At 71.8% G+C, this 20707-nt stretch carries 20 protein-coding genes and 1 tRNA gene; 8 read left to right on the top strand and 13 right to left on the bottom strand.

From position 1 onward, the window contains the following. Positions 1-53: 53 nt before the first annotated feature. The 5 genes from ACIA79_RS05180 to ACIA79_RS05160 all read left to right on the top strand — a co-directional run bounded on the left by ACIA79_RS05180 (position 54) and on the right by ACIA79_RS05160 (position 5181). A complete protein-coding gene (locus tag ACIA79_RS05180) occupies positions 54-740 on the top strand; it encodes a LuxR C-terminal-related transcriptional regulator (RefSeq protein ID WP_399426782.1) in 687 nt (228 codons plus the stop codon). Positions 741-960: 220 nt separating this feature from the next. After that, positions 961-2025, top strand: coding sequence for a galactose-1-phosphate uridylyltransferase (gene galT, locus ACIA79_RS05175; RefSeq protein ID WP_399427123.1), 1065 nt, complete (start codon positions 961-963; stop codon positions 2023-2025). Then, positions 2022-2990: a UDP-glucose 4-epimerase GalE gene (gene galE / locus ACIA79_RS05170; protein WP_399426781.1), complete on the top strand. Its 969-nt coding sequence runs from the start codon at positions 2022-2024 to the stop codon at positions 2988-2990. Before galT ends, galE begins: the two co-directional genes overlap by 4 nt. Further along, complete coding sequence (galK, locus tag ACIA79_RS05165; RefSeq protein WP_399426780.1) at positions 2987-4135, top strand: galactokinase; 1149 nt, start codon at positions 2987-2989, stop codon at positions 4133-4135. The genes galE and galK overlap by 4 nt, the downstream gene beginning before the upstream one ends. A 278-nt stretch (positions 4136-4413) precedes the next feature. Next, complete coding sequence (locus ACIA79_RS05160; RefSeq protein ID WP_399427122.1) at positions 4414-5181, top strand: LuxR C-terminal-related transcriptional regulator; 768 nt, start codon at positions 4414-4416, stop codon at positions 5179-5181. Here the strand turns inward: ACIA79_RS05160 and tamR are convergent. Further along, complete coding sequence (gene tamR, locus ACIA79_RS05155; protein WP_031068777.1) at positions 5140-5637, bottom strand: MarR family transcriptional regulator TamR; 498 nt, start codon at positions 5635-5637, stop codon at positions 5140-5142. The two genes, ACIA79_RS05160 and tamR, sit on opposite strands and share 42 nt — an antisense overlap. A gap of 131 nt (positions 5638-5768) precedes the next feature. Between tamR and ACIA79_RS05150 the strand changes: the two genes are divergently transcribed. Continuing rightward, entirely contained in the window at positions 5769-6626 is an 858-nt protein-coding gene (locus ACIA79_RS05150; RefSeq protein ID WP_399426779.1) for a trans-aconitate 2-methyltransferase, read from the top strand. 80 nt (positions 6627-6706) lie between these two features. Here the strand turns inward: ACIA79_RS05150 and ACIA79_RS05145 are convergent, their stop codons facing one another. Both ACIA79_RS05145 and ACIA79_RS05140 read right to left on the bottom strand, forming a co-directional pair. Continuing rightward, positions 6707-7381 carry a TetR family transcriptional regulator gene (locus ACIA79_RS05145; RefSeq protein ID WP_399427121.1) on the bottom strand — a complete coding sequence of 225 codons (675 nt, stop codon included), beginning with the start codon at positions 7379-7381 and terminating at the stop codon, positions 6707-6709. Continuing rightward, positions 7381-8367, bottom strand: a complete 987-nt coding sequence (locus ACIA79_RS05140; RefSeq protein ID WP_399426778.1) for an acyl-CoA desaturase — start codon at positions 8365-8367, stop codon at positions 7381-7383. Before ACIA79_RS05140 ends, ACIA79_RS05145 begins: the two co-directional genes overlap by 1 nt. Before the next feature lie 220 nt (positions 8368-8587). On the opposite strand from ACIA79_RS05140, the gene ppc reads away from it, so the two are divergent. Beyond that, complete coding sequence (ppc, locus tag ACIA79_RS05135; RefSeq protein ID WP_399426777.1) at positions 8588-11317, top strand: phosphoenolpyruvate carboxylase; 2730 nt, start codon at positions 8588-8590, stop codon at positions 11315-11317. A gap of 85 nt (positions 11318-11402) precedes the next feature. Here ppc and ACIA79_RS05130 read toward each other — a convergent pair whose 3' ends face one another. The 8 genes from ACIA79_RS05130 to ACIA79_RS05095 form a co-directional block, all read right to left on the bottom strand. Further along, positions 11403-12119 (bottom strand): hypothetical protein, encoded by a 717-nt coding sequence (locus ACIA79_RS05130; RefSeq protein WP_399426776.1) that lies wholly within the window; start codon positions 12117-12119, stop codon positions 11403-11405. 315 nt (positions 12120-12434) lie between these two features. Next, positions 12435-12902, bottom strand: a complete 468-nt coding sequence (locus ACIA79_RS05125; protein ID WP_399426775.1) for a hypothetical protein — start codon at positions 12900-12902, stop codon at positions 12435-12437. A 54-nt stretch (positions 12903-12956) separates the two neighbouring features. Next, positions 12957-13553: an aminoacyl-tRNA hydrolase gene (gene pth / locus ACIA79_RS05120; protein ID WP_399426774.1), complete on the bottom strand. Its 597-nt coding sequence runs from the start codon at positions 13551-13553 to the stop codon at positions 12957-12959. A 95-nt stretch (positions 13554-13648) separates the two neighbouring features. Further along, a complete protein-coding gene (locus ACIA79_RS05115) occupies positions 13649-14242 on the bottom strand; it encodes a 50S ribosomal protein L25/general stress protein Ctc (protein ID WP_399426773.1) in 594 nt (197 codons plus the stop codon). A gap of 217 nt (positions 14243-14459) precedes the next feature. Next, complete coding sequence (locus tag ACIA79_RS05110; RefSeq protein ID WP_355361860.1) at positions 14460-15437, bottom strand: ribose-phosphate diphosphokinase; 978 nt, start codon at positions 15435-15437, stop codon at positions 14460-14462. Positions 15438-15546: 109 nt separating this feature from the next. After that, positions 15547-16998 (bottom strand): bifunctional UDP-N-acetylglucosamine diphosphorylase/glucosamine-1-phosphate N-acetyltransferase GlmU, encoded by a 1452-nt coding sequence (gene glmU, locus ACIA79_RS05105; RefSeq protein WP_399426772.1) that lies wholly within the window; start codon positions 16996-16998, stop codon positions 15547-15549. 107 nt (positions 16999-17105) lie between these two features. Then, positions 17106-17176, bottom strand: a tRNA-Gln gene (locus ACIA79_RS05100). A gap of 11 nt (positions 17177-17187) precedes the next feature. Beyond that, on the bottom strand, positions 17188-18060 hold the full coding sequence (locus tag ACIA79_RS05095) for a hypothetical protein (protein WP_399426771.1): 873 nt from the start codon (positions 18058-18060) through the stop codon (positions 17188-17190). Between the two features lie 155 nt (positions 18061-18215). On the opposite strand from ACIA79_RS05095, the gene ACIA79_RS05090 reads away from it, so the two are divergent. After that, positions 18216-19583, top strand: a complete 1368-nt coding sequence (locus ACIA79_RS05090) for a sensor histidine kinase (RefSeq protein WP_399426770.1) — start codon at positions 18216-18218, stop codon at positions 19581-19583. A 3-nt stretch (positions 19584-19586) separates the two neighbouring features. On the opposite strand, the gene ACIA79_RS05085 is transcribed toward ACIA79_RS05090, so the two are convergent. Together ACIA79_RS05085 and ACIA79_RS05080 are read right to left on the bottom strand one after the other, a co-directional pair. Then, positions 19587-20075, bottom strand: coding sequence for an SUKH-3 domain-containing protein (locus ACIA79_RS05085; protein WP_399426769.1), 489 nt, complete (start codon positions 20073-20075; stop codon positions 19587-19589). Between the two features lie 10 nt (positions 20076-20085). Then, positions 20086-20598: a YwqJ-related putative deaminase gene (locus ACIA79_RS05080; protein ID WP_399426768.1), complete on the bottom strand. Its 513-nt coding sequence runs from the start codon at positions 20596-20598 to the stop codon at positions 20086-20088. Between the last annotated feature and the right edge of the window lie 109 nt (positions 20599-20707).

Raw genomic sequence — 20707 nt, 5'->3', positions numbered from 1 at the left:
CAACGGTGCCGGGGACGGCGGGGGGCCGGTCCCGGGGGATGGGGGGATGGTGGATGGGCGTGCGGCTCATGGTGGTCGACGACCACCGACTGCTCGCCGAGGCGCTGGCCTCGGCGCTGAAACTGCGCGGGCACCGGGTCCTGGCGGCGGCCGCACCCGCTGCCGGTGCCGCTGAGCTGGTGGTGAGCCGGGCGCCCGAGGTGTGCCTGCTGGGCACGGCGACCCCGGCCGAGCCGGGCGCCTTCGACCCGATCGTACGGATCAAGAAGGACCGCCCGCAGGTGGCGGTCGTGGTGCTCGGGCCGGTGCCGAACCCGCGCGGCATCGCGGCGGCGTTCGCGGCCGGCGCGTCGGGGTACGTCCGGCACGACGAGCGCATAGAGGGCGTCGAGCGGGCGATGCTCAAGGCCAGGGCGGGCGAGACGGCGGTGGCGCCGCAACTGCTCCAGGGTGCCTTCACCGAGTTGCTGAACCCGGCCGCGCAGCCCGACGACGAGGGCCAGCGGCTGCTGCAGATGCTCACCCCCCGCGAGGTCGAGGTGCTCGTACGGGTCGCCGAGGGCGAGGACACCCGGCTGATCGCGGCGGGCATGCACATCGCCCCGAGCACCGCGCGCACCCATGTGCAGCGCGTACTGATGAAGCTCGGCGTCGGCTCCCGCCTGGAGGCCGCGGCGCTCGCGGCCCGTACCGGCCTGCTGGACCGCGCCGCGCTCCCCAAGGGCCCGGGCCTGATCTGACCCGGCCCGGCGGCCCGGTCCTGCTCCGGCCCAACCCGGGCCCGGTCCGCCGGGTCTCCCGGCCGGCCGTCCTCACCCGGCCGACCGCCTCCTTGCCGCGTTCCTCCGGCGCGGCCCCGTGGTCGCACGTGTCGCGTTCCGTCGTTGACTCGTGTGTTTGTTTGTGGTTCGTTGTGTGTGGTTCTGTTTGATGCGAGGAATCGTCGACGAGGAGTGCGGAGTGAAGAAGACGTCGACCCGGCTGGCCGACGGGCGCGAACTCATCTACTACGACGCCCGGGACGACACCGTGCGCGACGCCGTCGACCTCCGCCCGCTGCCCCCGGTCGCGACCACCTCCGAGATCCGCCACGACCCCCTGCTCGGTGACTCGGTCGCCATCGCCTCGCACCGCCAGGCCCGCACCTACCACCCGCCCGCCGACGAGTGCCCCCTGTGCCCGGCGCGCGACGGCCGGGCGGGCGAGGTCCCGGCCGCCGACTACGACGTCGTCGTCTTCGAGAACCGCTTCCCCTCCCTCGCCGGGGACTCCGGCCGCTGCGAGGTCGTCTGCTTCACCTCCGACCACGACGCCTCGTTCGCCGACCTCACCGACGAGCAGGCCGCCCTGGTCCTGGCGGCATGGACCGACCGCACCGCCGAGCTCGCCGAACTCCCGCAGGTCGAGCAGGTCTTCTGCTTCGAGAACCGGGGCGCCGAGATCGGCGTCACCCTCGGCCATCCGCACGGCCAGATCTACGCGTACCCCTTCACCACCCCCCGCACGGAGCTGATGCTCCGCAACCTGCAGGAGCACCGCACCGCCACCGGACGCAACCTCTTCGACGACGTCCTCGCCCGCGAACGCGCCGCCGAACGGGTGGTCCTGGAGACCGGCGAGTGGCTCGCCTTCGTGCCGTACGCCGCGCACTGGCCGTACGAAGTGCACCTCCACCCCAAGCGGCGCGTGCCCGACCTGCGGGCCCTGGACGACGCGGCGCGCACAGAGTTCCCACAGGTCTACCTGGAACTCTTGAGGCGGTTCGACCGGATCTTCGACGGGCACGGCGGGGGGAAGGGCGGTTCCGGCGGGCCGCCGACGCCGTACGTCGCCGCCTGGCACCAGGCGCCGCTGCGCGACCCGCGACGCGACGACTTCGCCCTGCACCTCGAGCTTTTCACCGTCCGGCGCACGCCCGGCAAGCTGAAGTTCCTGGCGGGCTCGGAGTCGGGCATGAGTGTGTTCATCAACGACGTACCGCCGGAGGCCGCGGCCCGGCGACTGCGAGAGGTGGCGACCACGTGAGCAGCAAGTACCTGGTGACGGGCGGGGCCGGTTACGTCGGCGGCGTGGTGGCCGCGCACCTGCTGGAGGCGGGCCACGACGTCACCGTCCTCGACGACCTCTCCACCGGCTTCGCCGAGGGCGTGCCGCCGGGCGCCCGCTTCATCGAGGGCCGCGTCCAGGACGCCGCGCGCCACCTGGACCCCTCCTACGACGCGGTGCTCCACTTCGCCGCCTTCTCGCAGGTGGGCGAGTCGGTCGTCCACCCCGGGAAGTACTGGGCCAACAACGTCGGCGGCACCATGGCGCTGCTCGACGCCATGCGCGCCGCCGGTGTGCGCCGCCTCGTCTTCTCCTCCACCGCGGCGACGTACGGCGAACCGGTCTCCGCCCTGGTCACCGAGACCGACCCCACCGCCCCCACCAGCCCCTACGGCGCCTCCAAGCTGGCCGTCGACCACATGATCGCGGGCGAGGCCGCCGCGCACGGCCTGGCCGCCGTCTCGCTGCGCTACTTCAACGTGGCGGGCGCGTACGGCGCCTGCGGCGAGCGCCACGACCCCGAGTCGCACCTGATCCCGCTCGTCCTGCAGGTCGCCCTCGGCCTGCGCCCGTCGGTCTCCGTGTACGGCGACGACTACCCGACCCCCGACGGCACCTGCGTCCGCGACTACATCCACGTCGCCGACCTCGCCGAGGCGCACCTGCTCGCCCTCGGCGCGGCGGCCCCCGGCGAGCACCTGATCTGCAACCTGGGCAACGGCAACGGCTTCTCGGTCCGCGAGGTCATCGAGACCGTCCGGGAGGTGACCGGCCGCCCGGTGCCCGAGGTGGCCGCCCCCCGCCGCGCCGGCGACCCGGCGGTCCTGGTCGCCTCGGCCGCCACCGCACGCGCCCGGCTCGGCTGGCGGCCCACCCGCCCCGACCTGGCCGTCATCGTGGCCGACGCCTGGGAGTTCGCGCAGAAGCGGGAGGCCGGCCGGTGACGGACGTCGCGCGGGACTTCCGGCGGCTGTACGGGTACGCCCCCGAGGGCGTGTGGGCCGCGCCCGGCCGGGTCAACCTGATCGGCGAGTACACCGACTTCAACGACGGGCTGGTGATGCCGCTGGCGCTGCCGCACACCGCGGTCGCCGCCGTGGCCCGGCGCACCGACGGCCACCTGCGCCTCCACTCGGCCGACACCGGCCGGGGCGTGGTCCGCCTCGCCCCCGACGACCTGCGGCCGCTGTCCGACGGCGCCGGCTGGGCCGCCTACCCGGCCGGCGTGGTGTGGGCGCTGCGTGCGGCAGGGCACCCGATCACCGGCGCCGACATCCACCTCGCCTCCACGGTCCCCACCGGCGCCGGACTGTCGTCGTCGGCCGCCCTGGAGGTCGTCACCGCGCTCGCGCTGAACGACCTGTACGGACTCGGGCTGGACGGCACGGAGCTGGCCCTGCTCGCACAGCGCGCCGAGAACGCCTTCGTGGGCGTGCCGTGCGGCGTGATGGACCAGATGGCGTCGGCGTGCTGCACACCCGGCCACGCGCTGTACCTCGACACCCGCGACCTGTCGCACCGCCAGGTCCCCTTCGACCCCGCGGCACAGGGGCTCGCGCTGCTGGTCGTCGACACCCGGGTCAAGCACGCGCTCGGGGACGGCGCTTACGCCGAGCGGCGCGCCGGGTGCGAAGCCGGTGCGCGGGCGCTCGGCGTCCGCACCCTGCGCGAGGTCGAGTACGCGCATCTGCCCGACGCACTGCGGCGGCTGAGCGACGCGACGGTCCGCTCGTACGTCCGCCACGTGGTGACCGACAACCACCGCGTCCGGCGGACGATCGCCCTGCTGGACGCGGGCGCGATACGGCGGGTGGGCCCGGTCCTCATCGAGGGGCACGCCTCGCTCCGCGACGACCTGCGCGTGTCCTGCCCGGAGCTCGACCTGGTGGTGGCGGCGGCGACCGGGGCGGGGGCGCTGGGCGCGCGCATGACCGGCGGCGGGTTCGGCGGCTCGGCGATCGTCCTGACCGAGGAGGACACCGTGCCGACCGTGACGAAGGCGATCGGGGCGGCCTTCGCGGAGGCCGGCCATGCGGCCCCGCGCGTCTTCCCCGCGGTGCCGTCCGCGGGCGCGCACCGAGTGTGCTGAAGTCCGTCGATTTCCGTCCCGGTACGACGCTGGGAGCACACTGTCCACACCCCTTTCGGTCAGTTCTGCAAATCACCTTCCCCTCCGCGCGGCCGCCCGTACTCTGATGCACAGCACCGGTGGGGGCCGGTGCTGATCAGGGGGCGAGACAGCCGGGTACGACGCCCGGGGCGGGGTAACAGTCAGTGCATGGCGGCGGCCGTGCGACGGCCCATGGGACCCCTGCTCCGGGCGCCGTACCCGCGGCTGCTCCGCTTCCTCGACGCATGGGGGTGTCAGTGGTCCGTATCCGGGTCCTGGTGGTCGACGACCACCGCATCTTCGCCGAGTCGCTCGCCGCGGCACTCGCGGCGGAACCCGACGTGGACGTGGCAGCCGCCGGCAGCGGCCCCGCCGCGCTGCGCTGCCTGGAGCGGGCGGCCGCCGAAGGCCGCCGGTTCGACGTGGCGCTGGTCGACGCCGACCTCGGCGCGGGCGCCGCACCCGCGGCCGCCCCGCCCCGTGCGGTCCCCGACCACGGCGAGGACGTGGTGGACGGCATCTCGCTCGTCGCGGGCGTCCGCTCCGGGCAGCCCGCGGTGCGGACGGTGGTCCTGGCCGAGAAGGACGACCCGCGCCGCGCCGCGCTCGCCCTCCAGGCCGGCGCCTCCGGCTGGGTCGCCAAGGACTGCTCGCTGCAGCGTCTGCTCACGGTGATACGCGGCGTCCTGCGCGACGAGACCCACCTGCCGCCCGCGCTCCTCACCGGAGTGCTGCGGGAGCTGACCACCGCGCGCCGGCACCGCACCGAGAGCGAACGGCTGGTCGAGTCGCTCACGCCGCGCGAGCGCGAGGTGCTGCGCTGCATGGTGGCGGGCCTGGGCCGCAAGGCGGTCGCCGAGCGCCTCTTCCTGTCCCCGCACACGGTGCGGACGCACATGCAGAACGTGCTGGGCAAGCTGGGCGTGCACTCCACCCTGGCGGCGGTCGCCCTCGCGCGCCGGGCGGGCGTGGGACCCGCCGAGCTAGCCGGGGATGTTGTCGAACGGGGCGGTCAGCTGGCGTAGCAGAGCGGCCAGTTCGGCGCGCTGCGCCCGGGACAGCTCGCCGAGGATGGCCCGCTCCTGGGCCAGCAGCCCCGCCAGGGCCTGATCGGCGCGGTCCCGCCCCTCGGGCGTCAGCCGCACCAGGACGCCGCGCCGGTCGCTGGGGTCGGGCAGCCGCTCGACCAGGCCCTTCTTGGCGAGCCGGTCGATACGGTTGGTCATGGTGCCGGAGGTGACCAGGGTCTGCGTGAGGAGCTGGCCGGGGGAGAGCTGGTACGGTGCCCCGGCACGACGCAGTGAGGTGAGCACGTCGAACTCCCACGGCTCCAGGTTGTGCTCGGAGAACGCGAGCCGTCGCGCGCGGTCGAGGTGGCGGGCCAGCCTGGACACGCGGCTGAGCACCTCGAGCGGTTCCACGTCGAGGTCGGGGCGCTCGCGGCGCCATGCAGCAACCAGTCGGTCGACCTCGTCCTCCATGACGATCAGTGTAGGCGATCTGTCGATGTGAAGTCTCTTGACGTCAAGAAATATTCTGCTGGACCATTGGGCATGACGGGGCCGGGACTCTGTTCCGCTTCGGTACTCCGTTCCAGCAAGGGGGCTCGACCATGCATTCTGCACCAACCTGGGATCCACACCAGTACCTGCGCCACTCCCACCACCGCACCCGCCCGTTCACCGACCTGCTCCACCGCATCCCCGAACTGCCCGCGGCCGCCCTCGGCCGGCCCGCCCGAATCGCCGACATCGGGTGTGGCCCCGGGAACGTCACCGCACTGCTCGCGGACCGCTGGCCGGACGCGCACATCACCGGATTCGACCTGTCGCCCGAGATGCTGGAGCAGGCCGAGAAGCACTACGCCGGCACCACGCCCGGCGGCGGCTGGCTCGACTTCCGCCCCGCCGACGCCGCGCACTGGACCCCCGAGGAGCCGTACGACCTGATCGTCTCCAACGCCGCCCTGCAATGGGTGCCCAACCATCCCGAGTCGCTGCCCCTGTGGGTCGACGGCCTCGCCCCGGGCGGCACGCTCGCCTTCCAGGTCCCCGGCAACTTCACCTCACCCAGCCACGCGCTCCTCGGCGAACTGTGCGAGAGCCCCCGGTGGCGCCACCGCGTCGGCGGCCACGGCCGCCGTTTCGTCCACATCCTCGACCCCGCGGACTACCTCACCCGCCTCACCGACCTCGGCTGCGAGACCGAAGCCTGGGAGACCGTCTACTCCCAGCTGCTCCACGGCGAGGACCCCGTCCTCGACTGGGTCAAGGGCACCGCCCTGCGCCCCGTGCTCACCGCGCTGGAAGGCGACGACGAGGCCATCGCCGAGTTCCTCGACCAGTACCGGGACCTGCTCCGCAAGGCCTACCCACCGGGCCCCCACGGCACGGTCTTCCCGTTCCGGAGGATCTTCGCCGTGGCCCGCAAGCCCGGCGGCCCGCGGATCCCGCACGCCCGGCTGCCGTGACCCGGCGGGCGGTGCGCCGTGCGCCACGACGCAGCGGGGCGCCGCCCGCGCGGCGCCCCGTCACACCCGGCTCACGACCCTCAGCTCTTGCGGTGACCTATCAACCGCGGCTTGGGCTCCAGACCGTCCAGCCCGTGCCACGCCAGGTTCACCAGGTGCGCGGCCACCTCCGCCTTCTTGGGCTTGCGGGCGTCCAGCCACCACTGGCCCGTCAGGGCCACCATCCCCACCAGCGCCTGCGCGTACAGCGGCGCCAGCTTCGGATCGAACCCCCGGGCCTTGAACTCCAGCCCCAGGATGTCCTCCACCTGCGTGGCGATGTCCGAGATCAGCGACGCGAACGTACCCGTCGACTGCGCCACCGGCGAGTCCCGCACCAGGATCCGGAAGCCGTCCGTGTACGTCTCGATGTAGTCCAGCAGCGCGAACGCCGCCTGCTCCAGCAGCTCACGCGGGTGCCCCGCCGTCAGCGCCCCGGTCACCATGTCGAGCAACTGGCGCATCTCGCGGTCCACGACGACCGCGTACAGCCCCTCCTTGCCGCCGAAGTGCTCGTACACCACCGGCTTGGAGACCCCCGCCTTCGCCGCGATCTCCTCCACCGACGTGCCCTCGAACCCCCGCTCGGCGAAGAGAGTGCGACCGATGTCGAGCAGCTGCTGCCGACGCTCGGCGCCCGTCATCCGGACCCGGCGCCCGCGCCTGGGTTTGTCCGTACCGCTCGTGCCACTGCCGTCGATCGCCACACCGTCCATCATGCCGCGTTCGCGGCGCTGTCCTGGCGTCGGGCTTCGATACGGGACGCGCTCGGCCAGCGCACGTCGTACGCCCAGCCCAGCTTCTCGAACCAGCGGATCAACCGCGCGCTGGAGTCGATCTGCCCCCGCATCACACCGTGCCGCGCGGACGTCGGGTCCGCGTGGTGCAGGTTGTGCCACGACTCACCGCACGACAGCACCGCCAGCCACCACACGTTCCCCGAGCGGTCCCGCGACTTGAACGGCCGCTTGCCCACCGCGTGACAGATCGAGTTGATCGACCACGTCACGTGGTGCAGCAGCGCCACCCGCACCAGCGAGCCCCAGAAGAACGCCGTGAACGCCCCCCACCACGACATGGTGACCAGCCCGCCGACCAGCGGCGGAATCGCCAGCGACACGATGGTCCACAGCACGAACTGGCGGGACACCGCCCGGATCGCCGGGTCCTTGATCAGATCGGGCGCGTACTTGTGCTGCGGCGTCTGCTCCTCGTCGAACATCCACCCGATGTGCGCCCACCACAGGCCCTTCATCAGCGCCGGCACGGTCTCACCGAACCGCCACGGCGAATGCGGGTCGCCCTCCGCGTCCGAGAACCGGTGGTGCTTGCGGTGGTCCGCCACCCACCGCACCAGTGGACCCTCCACCGCCAGCGACCCCATGACCGCCAGCGCGATCCGCAGCGGGCGCTTCGCCTTGAAGGAACCGTGCGTGAAGTACCGGTGGAAACCGATGGTGATGCCGTGGCAGCCGATGTAGTACATCGCCACCAGCAGGCCCAGATCCAGCCAGCTCACCCCCCAGCCCCACGCCAGCGGCACCGCCGCGATCAGGGCGAGGAACGGCACGGTGATGAACAGCAGCAGTGTGATCTGCTCGATCGACCGCTTGCTGTCCCCGCCCAGCGTGGCGGAGGGCAGGTCGGAAGGAGTGGCGGCGGCCGGGTTCTCGGTGTCGAGCACGTCGGGGGTTGTCGTCATGGGGTCCCCTGGGGGTGAGGGATACAACGGAAGCCGAGGCCGGTCCCTACGGTCCCGTAACCTACGGCGACGTAAGTATGGCAGCGCAGGGGCACGCGGCAAGAGGGCCGCGGAACGCGCCGCGTCCGGACCCACCTATCCTTGGTGGCGTCGGACAGCGCGGTCCGCCAGCTTCCAGTACCCCTCCAGACGTGCTCAAACACTGCAAGGAGCCGCACCTGTGAGCAGTGCCGACCAGACCCCCACCGCCAGCGCCGAGCTGCGTTCCGACATCCGCCGACTGGGCGACCTGCTGGGCGAGACCCTCGTACGGCAGGAAGGCCCCGAGCTCCTGGAGCTCGTGGAGAAGGTCCGCCGCCTCACCCGCGAGGACGGCGAGGCCGCCGCCGCGCTGCTCGGCGACACCGACCTGGAGACCGCCGCCAAGCTGGTGCGCGCCTTCTCCACCTACTTCCACCTCGCCAACGTCACCGAGCAGGTCCACCGCGGCCGCGAGATGCGCGAGAAGCGTGCCGCCGAGGGCGGCCTCCTCGCCCGCACCGCCGACATGCTCAAGGACGGCGACCCCGAGCACGTGCGCGCCACGGTCCGGAACCTCAACGTCCGGCCCGTCTTCACGGCCCACCCCACCGAGGCCGCGCGCCGCTCCGTGCTCAACAAGCTCCGCCGCGTCGCCGAGCTCCTCGAAACCCCCGTCATCGCCTCCGACCGGCGCCGCCACGACCTGCGCCTGGCCGAATCCATCGACCTCATCTGGCAGACCGACGAACTGCGCGTCGTCCGCCCCGAGCCGACCGACGAGGCCCGCAACGCGATCTACTACCTCGACGAGCTGCACGCGGGCGCCGTCGGCGACGTCCTGGAGGACCTCGCCGCCGAGCTGGAGCGCGTCGGCGTCGAGCTGCCCCCCGGCACCCGCCCGCTCACCTTCGGCACCTGGATCGGCGGCGACCGCGACGGCAACCCCAACGTCACCCCCGCCGTGACCTGGGACGTCCTGATCCTCCAGCACGAGCACGGCATCACCGACGCCATCGAACTCATCGACCAGCTCCGCGGCCAGCTCTCCAACTCCATCCGCTACGCCGGCGCCACCCAGGAGCTCCATGACTCCCTCCGGCGCGACCTGGAGCGGCTCCCCGAGATCAGCCCCCGCTACAAGCGCCTCAACGCGGAGGAGCCCTACCGGCTCAAGGCCACCTGCATCCGCCAGAAGCTCCTCAACACCCGCGAGCGCCTCGCCCACGGCACGCCCCACCAGGAAGGCCGCGACTACCTCGGCACCGCCGAGCTGGTCCAGGACCTCACCCTGATCCAGACGTCCCTGCGCGAGCACCGCGGCGGCCTCTTCGCCGACGGCCGCCTCGACCGCACCATCCGCACCCTGGCGGCCTTCGGCCTCCAGCTCGCCACCATGGACGTGCGCGAGCACGCCGACGCCCACCACCACGCCCTCGGCCAGCTCTTCGACCGGCTCGGCGAGGAGTCGTGGCGCTACGCCGACATGCCCCGCGACTACCGCCAGAAGCTCCTCGCCAAGGAGCTGCGCTCCCGCCGCCCCCTGGCCCCCACCCCGGCCCCGCTCGACGCGGCCGGCGCCAAGACCCTCGGCGTCTTCCTCACCGTCAAGGAAGCCTTCGAGCGCTTCGGCCCCGAGGTCATCGAGTCGTACATCATCTCCATGTGCCAGGGCGCCGACGACGTCTTCGCCGCCGCCGTCCTCGCCCGCGAGGCCGGGCTGATCGACCTCCACGCCGGCTGGGCCAAGATCGGCATCGTGCCGCTGCTGGAGACCACCGACGAGCTCAAGGCCGCCGACGTCATCCTCAACGACATGCTCGCCGACCCCTCCTACCGGCGCCTCGTCGCGCTGCGCGGCGACGTCCAGGAGGTCATGCTCGGCTACTCCGACTCCTCCAAGTTCGGCGGCATCACCACCAGCCAGTGGGAGATCCACCGCGCCCAGCGCCGGCTCAGGGACGTCGCCCACCGCTACGGGGTCCGGCTGCGGCTCTTCCACGGCCGCGGCGGCACCGTCGGCCGCGGCGGCGGCCCCACCCACGAGGCGATCCTCGCCCAGCCCTGGGGCACGCTGGAGGGCGAGATCAAGGTCACCGAGCAGGGCGAGGTCATCTCCGACAAGTACCTCATCCCCTCCCTCGCCCGGGAGAACCTGGAGCTGACGGTCGCCGCCACCCTCCAGGCGTCCGCCCTGCACACCGCGCCCCGCCAGTCCGACGAGGCACTCGCCCGCTGGGACGCGGCCATGGACACCGCCTCCGACGCCGCCCACACCGCGTACCGCAAGCTGGTCGAGGACCCCGACCTGCCCGCGTACTTCTTCGCCTCCACGCCCGTCGACCAGCTCGCCGAGCTCCACCTCGGGTCCCGGCCCTCCCGCCGCCCCGACTCCGGCGCCGGCCTCGACGGACTGCGGGCCATCCCGTGGGTGTTCGGCTGGACCCAGTCCCGGCAGATCGTGCCGGGCTGGTTCGGCGTGGGCTCCGGCCTCAAGGCGCTGCGCGAAGCCGGCCTCGACGCCGTCCTCGACGAGATGTACGAGCGGTGGCACTTCTTCCGCAACTTCATCTCCAACGTCGAGATGACGCTCGCCAAGACCGACCTGCGGATCGCGAGCCACTACGTCGACACCCTCGTCCCGGACGACCTGAAGCACGTCTTCGCCACCATCCAGGCCGAGCACGCCCTCACCGTCAGCGAAGTACTGCGGGTCACCGGCGGCAAGGAGCTCCTCGACTCCCACCCGGTCCTCCAGCAGACCTTCGCCATCCGCGACGCCTACCTGGACCCGATCTCCTACCTCCAGGTGGCCCTGCTCGCCCGCCAGCGGTCCGCCGCCGAGCGCGGCGAGGAGCCCGACCCGCTGCTGGCGCGGGCCCTGCTGCTGACCGTCAACGGCGTGGCCGCCGGACTCCGCAACACCGGCTGACGCCCGTACGGCCGCACCCGCGCCGTACGAAAGACAAAGGGGGCGCCCGGTTCTCACCGGGCGCCCCTTCGTCATGCCACCCGCGTCAGCGCTTCCCGGCCCGGCCCAGACGGGCCACCAGGTAGCCGCCGCCCACGACCAGCGCGGCCGCGACACCGGCCAGGAGGCCGACGGGCGCACCGCTGCCGGTCTCGGCGAGGCCGCCGTCCGCCGAAGCCGGACCGGCGGAGGGGGAGGGAGCCGCCGGCGCATCGGCGGGAGCGGACGGCCGGCCGCCCGGCTCCGCTGCGGGCTCCTCGCCCGGCGTGTCTCCCGGGTTGTCCCCCGGCTTCCCGGCGGGTTCCTCGCCGGGCTCCCCGCCCGGCCCCCCGCCGGGCTCCGGCTCCTGCGGCTGCTCGCCCCCGCAGTCCGTCCAGAAGACCTTGTGCTTGGCGCGGCCGTTCTCGCCGTCGAAGTTCCAGAACAGCTTGTAGTGGCCGTCCGGCAGGGAAAGCTCCCCGGTCCGGGCGTGACCGGAGCCGTCGAGCGCCAGCGAACCGGACTTCACCGTCTCGCCCTTGACGTCGGCGGACGGCGCCCAGGCCTCGATGTGCCAGTCCACCTGCTGACCGCCGTCGAACCCGAAGGCGTCGAGGTAGAAGGTGCAGACGTGCGGCTCGTTCTTCCGGAGTTCCTCACCGGTCGAGGCGTCATGGATCTTGACCGTACCGTTGTCGCCTCCGGTCGCGGAGGCGGGCGGGGCGAACACCAGCGAGCAGGCCGCAGCCGCCGCCAGTACGCCCGGGAAAGCAGAAATGCGCATGGGCAGTCCAACGAGAGAGGGGGACCGTGGGGGGCGGCTCAGCTTCGGGTCGGCTCCGCCACCCCGTCAAGGCACTGCGCGCCGCATCCGCACCAAGCGCTGACGCTTGCCCCAATGGTCCGCGTAACGATTGGGTGAATGACCCATTCCGATTACCGGCCGCGCACGGGATCCGCACCGTTCCCGCACCGGATCCGCGCCTTTACCGCACCGGATCCGCAGCCTTCCCGCACCGGCCGCACCGGCCCCGTGGCTCTCCCACGCCCCACGCCGCACCGGCCCCGTGGCTCTCCCACGCCCCACGCCCCACCGGCGTCACAGCGCGAAGAACGTCCCCACCAGCAGCACACCACCCACCGCCGCCGACGCCCACGCCAGCCTCGGCCACCGCAGCCCGCCGCCTATCACCAGCGCCGCCAGCAGCAACGCACCACCCAACGGCAGCCATGCGTGCAGACCGCCCGCCCACCCCGCACGGACCAGCTCCGACGTATCCGGCTTCACCACCACCGGATACCGCCCACCCCGCTCCACCGCCACCGAATGCGCGATCCGCATGTCCGTCCGCACCCCCGCCGGACCGTCCGGGTCGTACCGGCCCGTACACACCTCCGCCGAACAGCCGGTGACCGTCAGCACACCGTGCTCACGCCCCTTCGGCAACAGGACGTGCTGCGCCGTGCCCCACGACGCCCACACCCCCGCCACCACCAGCAGCAACGCCACCGCCCCCATGGCGGCGTTCCGGGCGTACGGGAGCGCTGAAGTCCGCTTCTTGCTCATGGGGCGCGATCCTCAGGGATATGACCGCGCCCGGTCAATCCCGCTCGCCCCGCGTCACACGTTGTACGCGGACTGCGCCCGCTCCAGCCCCTCGGTCACCAGGCACTCCACCGCGTCCGCCGCCCGGTCCACGAAGTAGTCCAGCTCCTTGCGCTCCGCCGACGAGAAGTCCTTCAGCACGAAGTCCGCCACCTGCATCCGCCCCGGCGGACGCCCGATCCCGAACCGCAGCCGGTGGTAGTCCGGACCCATCGCCTTCGTCATCGACTTCAGACCGTTGTGGCCGTTGTCCCCGCCGCCCAGCTTCAGCCGCAGCGTCCCGTAGTCGATGTCCAGCTCGTCATGCACCGCCACGACATGAGCCGTGGGCACCTTGTAGAAGTCCCGCAACGCCGTCACCGGACCGCCGGACAGATTCATGTACGACATCGGCTTCGCCAGGACCACCCGCCGGTTCGCCGGCCCCGGCGGACCGATACGGCCTTCCACCACCTGCGCCTGCGCCTTCTGCGCACGCTTGAACTTCCCCCCGACCCGCTCCGCGAGGAGATCGGCCACCATGAACCCGACGTTGTGCCGGTTCCCGGCGTACTCCGGCCCCGGATTGCCCAAACCCACGATCAGCCACGGCGCGCTGGCATCCGTCGTCATGCCCTCAGTCTCCTCGAACCCGTCACCCGGAACGAACAGGGAAACGGGGTGGCGGGCCGCAGCCCACCACCCCGTCAAGCGATGCCCGGAAGGGCTCAGGCCTCGGCGGCCTCGTCGCCCGCCTCGGCGTCGGCAGCCGGCTCCTCGGCCTGCGCGGCCAGCACCTGCAGCACGACGGCGTCGCCGTCGACGGTGAGCGTGGTGCCCTTCGGCAGCGGGATGTCCTTCGCCAGGACGGAGGCACCGGCCTCCAGGCCCTCGACGGAGACCGTCACGGACTCGGGGATGTGGGTGGCCTCGGCCTCGACCGGCAGCGCGTTCAGCACGTGCTCGAGCAGGTTGCCGCCCGGGGCCAGCTCACCCTCGGTGTGGACCGGGATGTCGACGCTGACCTTCTCGCCCCGCTGGACGAGCTGGAGGTCGACGTGCTCCAGGAAGCCCTTCAGCGGGTCGCGCTGCACGTCCTTCGGGATCGCCAGCTCGCTGGTCTTGCCGTCGATGTCCAGGGAGATCAGGACGTTCGGCGTACGCAGCGCCAGCAGCAGCTCGTGACCCGGCAGCGTCAGGTGGATGGGGTCGGAGCCGTGGCCGTAGAGAACACCGGGAACCTGGTTCGCGCGGCGGATGCGGCGGGCAGCGCCCTTGCCGAACTCGGTACGGGTCGAAGCGGCGATCTTTACCTCGGACATATGCACTCCTCGTAGTGTCAGACGGATCAACGGTCGTGGGGTCACCCGGCCACGACTGGACTTGGCCTGCTACGAAGAGCGCGTCGATAACGGACCGCCGCACCTCACGGGTGCGGCCTCCCTCGCCGAGCAACTGCACCAGTCTAACCGAACGCGGAAGGCCGCCCCGACCGGTGCGGTCGGGGCGGCCTTCCGGCTATGCGCTCAGCCCTGCTCCTCAGCCCTGCTCCTCGAAGAGGCTCGTCACCGAACCGTCCTCGAACACCTCACGCACCGCACGCGCGATCGTCGGCGCGATCGACAGCACCGTGATCTTGTCCAGCTCCAGCTCACCCGGCGTCGGCAGCGTGTTCGTCAGCACGAACTCGCTCACCTTCGAGTTCTTCAGCCGGTCCGCCGCCGGACCCGACAGGATGCCGTGCGTCGCCGTCACGATCACATCCTCCGCGCCGTGCGCGAACAGCGCCTCCGCGGCCGCACAGATCGTGCCACCCGTGTCGATCATGTCGTCGACCAGCACGCACACCCGGCCCTCGACCTCACCGACCACCTCGTGCACCGTCACCTGATTGGCGACGTCCTTGTCACGGCGCTTGTGCACGATCGCCAGCGGCGCGTCCAGCCGGTCGCACCAGCGGTCCGCCACCCGCACCCGACCCGCGTCCGGGGACACGATCGTCAGCTTGTTCCGGTCGACCTTCGCACCCACGTAGTCCGCCAGCACCGGCAGCGCCGTCAGGTGGTCCACCGGACCGTCGAAGAAGCCCTGGATCTGGTCCGTGTGCAGATCCACCGTGAGGATGCGGTCCGCACCCGAGCACTTCAGGAGATCCGCGATCAGACGGGCCGAGATCGGCTCACGCCCACGGTGCTTCTTGTCCTGCCGGGCATAGCCGTACGACGGGATGATCACGGTGATGCTCCGGGCCGAAGCCCGCTTCAGAGCATCGATCATGATCAGCTGCTCCATGATCCACTTATTGATCGGCGCCGTGTGGCTCTGGATCAGGAAGCAGTCCGCGCCACGCGCCGACTCCTGGAAGCGGACGTAGATCTCACCATTGGCGAAGTCGAAAGCCTTGGTCGGCACCAGACCGACACCCAGCTGATGTGCGACCTCCTCGGCCAGCTCGGGGTGGGCGCGGCCGGAGAAGAGCATCAGCTTCTTCTCGCCGGTCGTCTTGATCCCGGTCACAGCACTGTCTCCTCAGACGTGTTCTCTGGCCGCGAGCCACAATCGCGCGAACCAGCCGAATTTGTGTGCACGTATCACGGTACGCCGAGTTCGGCGTACCTGTTTCCGGTCAGTCCTCGCGATGAGCCTGCTCGGAGGCCGCCGCAGCAGCCTGCGCCGCAGCGCTGCCGGGCCGCTTACGCGCCACCCAACCCTCGATATTCCGCTGCTGGCCGCGGGCGACAGCCAGCGAACCCGGCGGCACGTCCTTGGTGATCACGGAGCCCGCAGCCGTGTAGGACCCGTCCCCGACCGTGACGGGAGCCACAAACATGTTGTCCGACCCGGTCCGGCAGTGCGACCCGATCGTCGTGTGGTGCTTGCTCTCACCGTCGTAGTTCACGAACACACTCGCGGCACCGATGTTCGAGTACTCGCCGATCGTCGCGTCGCCCACGTACGACAGATGCGGCACTTTCGAACCCTCACCGACCCGCGCGTTCTTCATCTCCACATACGTGCCGGCCTTCGCCTTCGCGCCCAGCACCGTCCCCGGCCGCAGATAGGCGTACGGACCCACCGACGCGCCCTCCCCGACCTCGGCGCCGTCCGCCACGGTGTTGTCCACCCGGGCACCCCGCTCCACCCGCGTGTCCTTCAGCCGGGTGTTCGGACCCACCTCGGCGTCCTCCGCCAGATGGGTCGACCCCAGCAGGATCGTGTTCGGGTACACCACCGCGTCCCGCTCGAACGTCACCGTCACGTCCACGAAGACGGACGCCGGGTCGACGATCGTCACGCCCTCCGTCATGGCCCGCTCCAGCAGCCGGCCGTTCAGCAGCCGGCGCGCCTCCGCCAGCTGCACGCGGTTGTTGATCCCGAGGATCTCCCGGTGGTCACCCGCCACCGACGCCCCCACCCGGTGCCCCGCCTCACGCAGGATCCCCAGCACGTCGGTGAGGTACTCCTCGCCCTGGCTGTTGTCGGTGCGCACCTTGCCCAGCGCATCAGCCAGCAGCTTCCCGTCGAACGCGAACACCCCGGAGTTGATCTCCCGGATCGCGCGCTGCGCGTCCGAGGCGTCCTTGTGCTCCACGATCGCGGTGACCGCACCCGTCCCCGGGTCGCGCACGATCCGCCCGTACCCGGTGGAGTCCGGGACCTCGGCGGTCAGCACCGTCACGGCGTTGCCGTCCGCGGCGTGCGTGTCCGCGAGCGCGCGCAGCGTCTCGCCGGAGAGCAGGGGGGTGTCGCCGCACACCACCACGACCGTGCCGTTCAGCGACTCCGCGCCGAGCTCCTCCAGCGCCATGCGCACGGCGTGCCCGGTGCCGTTCTGCTCGTACTGCACGGCGGTACGCGTGCCGGCGTAGTGCTCGTCCAGATGCGCGGTGACCTGCTCACGGGCGTGCCCCACGACGACGCACAGGTGCTCGGGGCTCAGCTCGCGCGCCGCGGAGACGACGTGTCCGACGAGCGAGCGCCCGCAGATTTCATGCAGGACCTTGGGGGTCTTCGACTTCATGCGGGTGCCCTCACCCGCTGCGAGGACGACGACGGCTGCCGGGCGGTTGGCGCTCACGGGAATGCCCTTCGGCTTCGGGTGGTGGACACCCGCAGGATACCGGGGGGTTTCAGGGGCGAAACGAGTGCGGGTCCTGACCGTGAGGTCAGGACCCGCACTCAAGGCTCCCGGAGAAGGACTCGAACCCTCATTCAACGGACCAAAACCGTTTGTCCTACCTTTAGACGATCCGGGATGGTCTGCCCCTTATGCCCGATTCTCTCGTCCGGCCGCAGGGGCAGCCCCTACTATGCCGTACCAAGACCCTTCGATGCGACGGTACAAGTCGGCGCTCTTCAGGACTTTGACCATGAGGCAGCCGCGGTAATCCGCACCCACGTTCTTGCGCACGGTCCTGGGGTTGTGCTTCTTGATCGACGTCTTGTTGAACGCTTCGGGTGCCGCTCCGACGAGGTCCGCCCAGTACTTCTCCGCCCGCGGCACGTCGGCGCTCTCGTGGATCATCACGCAGTACCGGAGGCGCCCCCCGTCCACATGGAGCAGGTCCAGCCAGGCGAGGAACACGAGAATCATGCTGGGGTCGCTGTTGACGAAGGTGACGAGCTCGCGGCGGTCGTACGGCTTGTCCTTGGTCCCCTCCGCCCAGTAGAGGGCCACTCCGGCGATGAACAGTTCGCGCGCCGTCATGCGGCCGATGGCCTCCTGCGCCGTGCGCTTCGTGCGCTGGCGGTCCGCGTCGCGGATCGCGTTCTCGTGCTCCCAGCGCTTCCGTGAAGCGAGCTTCGCCTGCTCGGCGGGAGGCCTCCGCTCCGGCTTCGGCAAATCCCTCACCCACAACGAGATGGAGCTCTTCGAGCAGCCCAGCTCCACCTGGATCTGGTCGTAGGTCATGCCCTGGAGTCGCAGTTCGCGGGCCTTCGCGCGGAGGTCGTCCTTGGCGTTGGGGCGCTTCGTCCACTCGGGAGGAGGCTCGCCCTCCAGGAGGCGGTTGAGGAGGTCGTTGTTGTCGATCCGCAGCCGGTCGCGGATCCCGCGGCGGCTGAGTCCCTCGCGGCGCAGCTCCACGGCCTGTGCGCGCAGGCTCTCGAAGTCGGCGTATCTGCCGAAGGCGGTGGTCATGCGAACAGAATCGTCCGGAATGAGGCCGTCCGGGTCGAATGGGCGGGCGATTCACGTGTTCGAAGGATCTTTGTGTGTTCCGGGTGCGGATCGTCCCGGTTCGTGCTGCCGGGCTCCCCGGAAAATGGGTGGCAGCCGCCCGTAGGCTGGGGAGCATGACCACGACGGGGGCGCACCAGGACGCCGCGGGCACCGGTGCCCGCGGCTGGTGGTGGTGGGGACGGCGGCGCAGTGCCGTGCTGGATGTGGTGCTGGCCTTGGTGTCGGCGCTGGAGTGCGGGGCCGAGGGGGTCGGCTTCGCGGACGGTGTCGGGGTGCCGGCACCGGTGGGGGCGCTGTTCGGGCTTGCCGCGGGGGCCGTGCTGGTGCTGCGGCGGCGGTGGCCGATCGTCGTGGTGCTGGTGTCGATCGCGGTGACGCCGGCCGAGATGGGTTACCTGATGAGCGTCGTCGGGCTGTACACGCTCGCCGCCTCGGAGGTGCCCCGGCGGATCACGGCGGTGCTGGCCGGGATGTCGCTGGCGGCGGTGTTCATCGTGACGTTCGTCCGGGTGCGGCAGGACCTCGCCGCGGCCGATTTCGGCACGCCGTCGTGGTACGTGCCGCTGATGTCGGCGATCCTGTCGCTGGGGCTGACCGCTCCGCCGGTGCTGTTCGGGTTGTACATAGGGGCGCGGCGGCGGCTGATGGAGTCGTTGCGGGAGCGCGCGGACAGCCTGGAGCAGGAGCTGTCGCTGCTGGCGGACCGGGCGGAGCAGCGGGCGCAGATGGCGCGGGTGGAGGAGCGGACGCGGATCGCGCGCGAGATGCATGACGTGGTGGCGCACCGGGTGAGCCTGATGGTGGTGCACGCGGCGGCGTTGCAGGCGGTGGCGCTCAAGGATCCGCAGAAGGCGGTGCGGAACGCGGCGCTGGTGGGGGACATGGGGCGGCAGGCGCTGACGGAGCTGCGCGAGATGCTGGGGGTGTTGCGGTCCGCCGAGCCGGCGCCGCCGGTACCGGCGTCCGCGTCCGCGGCGGCCTCCGCGTCTGCGGCCGAGCGGCTGTCGGCGGCCGAGCGGCCGCTGGCTGCGGTGGGCCGGGCGGCGGCCGCCGCCGCTGCCGCGGCGGAGGTCGTGGAGGACGGGCCGAGCCTGGATGCCGTGGAGGAGCTCGTGGAGCAGTCCCGGCAGGCGGGGATGGTCGTGGAGCTGCGGGTGATGGGTGAGGCGCGTGCGTACGCGCCGGACGTCGAGCAGACCGCGTACCGGGTGGTGCAGGAGGCGCTGACGAACGTGCACAAGCATGCGGCGGGCGCCGAGGTGGTGGTGCGGTTGGCGCACCGGGGCGACGAGGTCGCCATGCAGGTGGAGAACGGCCCCTCGGACGGTGCGGTGGCGGATGCGGGGCTGCCGAGCGGCGGCAACGGTCTGCTGGGGATGCGGGAGCGGGTGACGGCGCTCGGCGGGGTGTTCGTGTCGGGGCCGACGGACGAGGGCGGGTTCAAGGTGTCGGCGGTGCTGCCGGTGGCGCCGGCGGCCTGACCGTCAGGGAGAGGTCAGGCGGGTCGGCAGGGTGCCGGTGACGAGGGTGCCGAGGGCGTGGTCGATGTCGGGGCCGAGGTACCAGTCGCCCGAGTGGTCGAGGCTGTAGACGCGGCCTTCGGTGTCGATGGCGAGGACGGCCTGGTGGCCGGCTTCCTCACCGAGGGGGGCGAGCTCGGTTTCGAGTGCGCGGCCGAGGTCGGCGAGGCTGCGGGCGAGGTGGAGGCCGGCGAGGGGATCGAAGCGCACGGGAGCGGGGGCGATCTGGCGGCCGGGGCCCGGCCCGGTGATGTGGAGGCCGCCGAATTCGGCCCACGCCTCGACGGCGGCGGGGAAGACGCTGTGGCGGTGCCCGGCGGGGGAGACGTGGGCCCGGAGGATGTCGGCCCACTGTTCCGCCTGCTTGATGTCCCAGCGGCCGGGGCGCCAGCCCGCCTCCCGCAGGGCGGCGTCGACGGCGACGGGGAAGCGGGTGGTGTTCAGGTCGGGCATGGTGGTGCGGTCAGCCGTTCCGGTCGGTGGTGGGGTCGACGGCGCGTACGCCGAAGTGGGCGAGGAGCGCCGCGCAGGAGCGGCAGGGTGCGGCGTAGCTGCCGTGGAGCGGGTCGCCGTCCTCGCGGATGCGGCGGGTGGTGAGCTTGGCGTGTTTGAGGGAGCGGCGGGCCTCGCCGTGGGTGAGCGGTTTGCGCTGGGCGCGTTTGGAGCGGTTGTTCTCGGTCGCGGTGAGGTGGCGGGAGAGCAGGATCGCCTCGGGGCAGCGGCCGGTGAAGCGTTCGCGCTGGCCGCTGGTGAGGGTGTCCAGGAAGTCCTGGACGAGGGGGTGCAGGGCGGGCGGCCGGTTGGCGCGTCCGGCGGTGCAGGTGAGCGTTTCGCCGCGTACGGAGAGGGCCGCGCCGACGGTGGGGAGGATGCCGTCGCGGCGGTGTCGCAGTAAGGGGGTGCGGTCGGAGGTGGTGCTGCTCCAGCTGAGGCGTGGGTCGCCTGCGGGTGTGGTGCCTGGTTGCGCTGTGTGCATGGTGCGTGTCGTCCCCTCTGCAATCCCCCGAGTTGCGGGAAACAGCCTGCCAAATGCGGGAGCTCATGGGGAAGCGGGGGCACTGAAACGTGTGATCGGTGTGCCGTGT

It is taken from the genome of Streptomyces sp. NPDC051310 (genome assembly GCF_044455245.1).
Classification (GTDB): Bacteria; Actinomycetota; Actinomycetes; order Streptomycetales; family Streptomycetaceae; genus Streptomyces.
The sequence above is the reverse complement of the archived record's forward strand: the minus strand, read 5'-3'. Positions and strand labels throughout refer to the sequence as shown.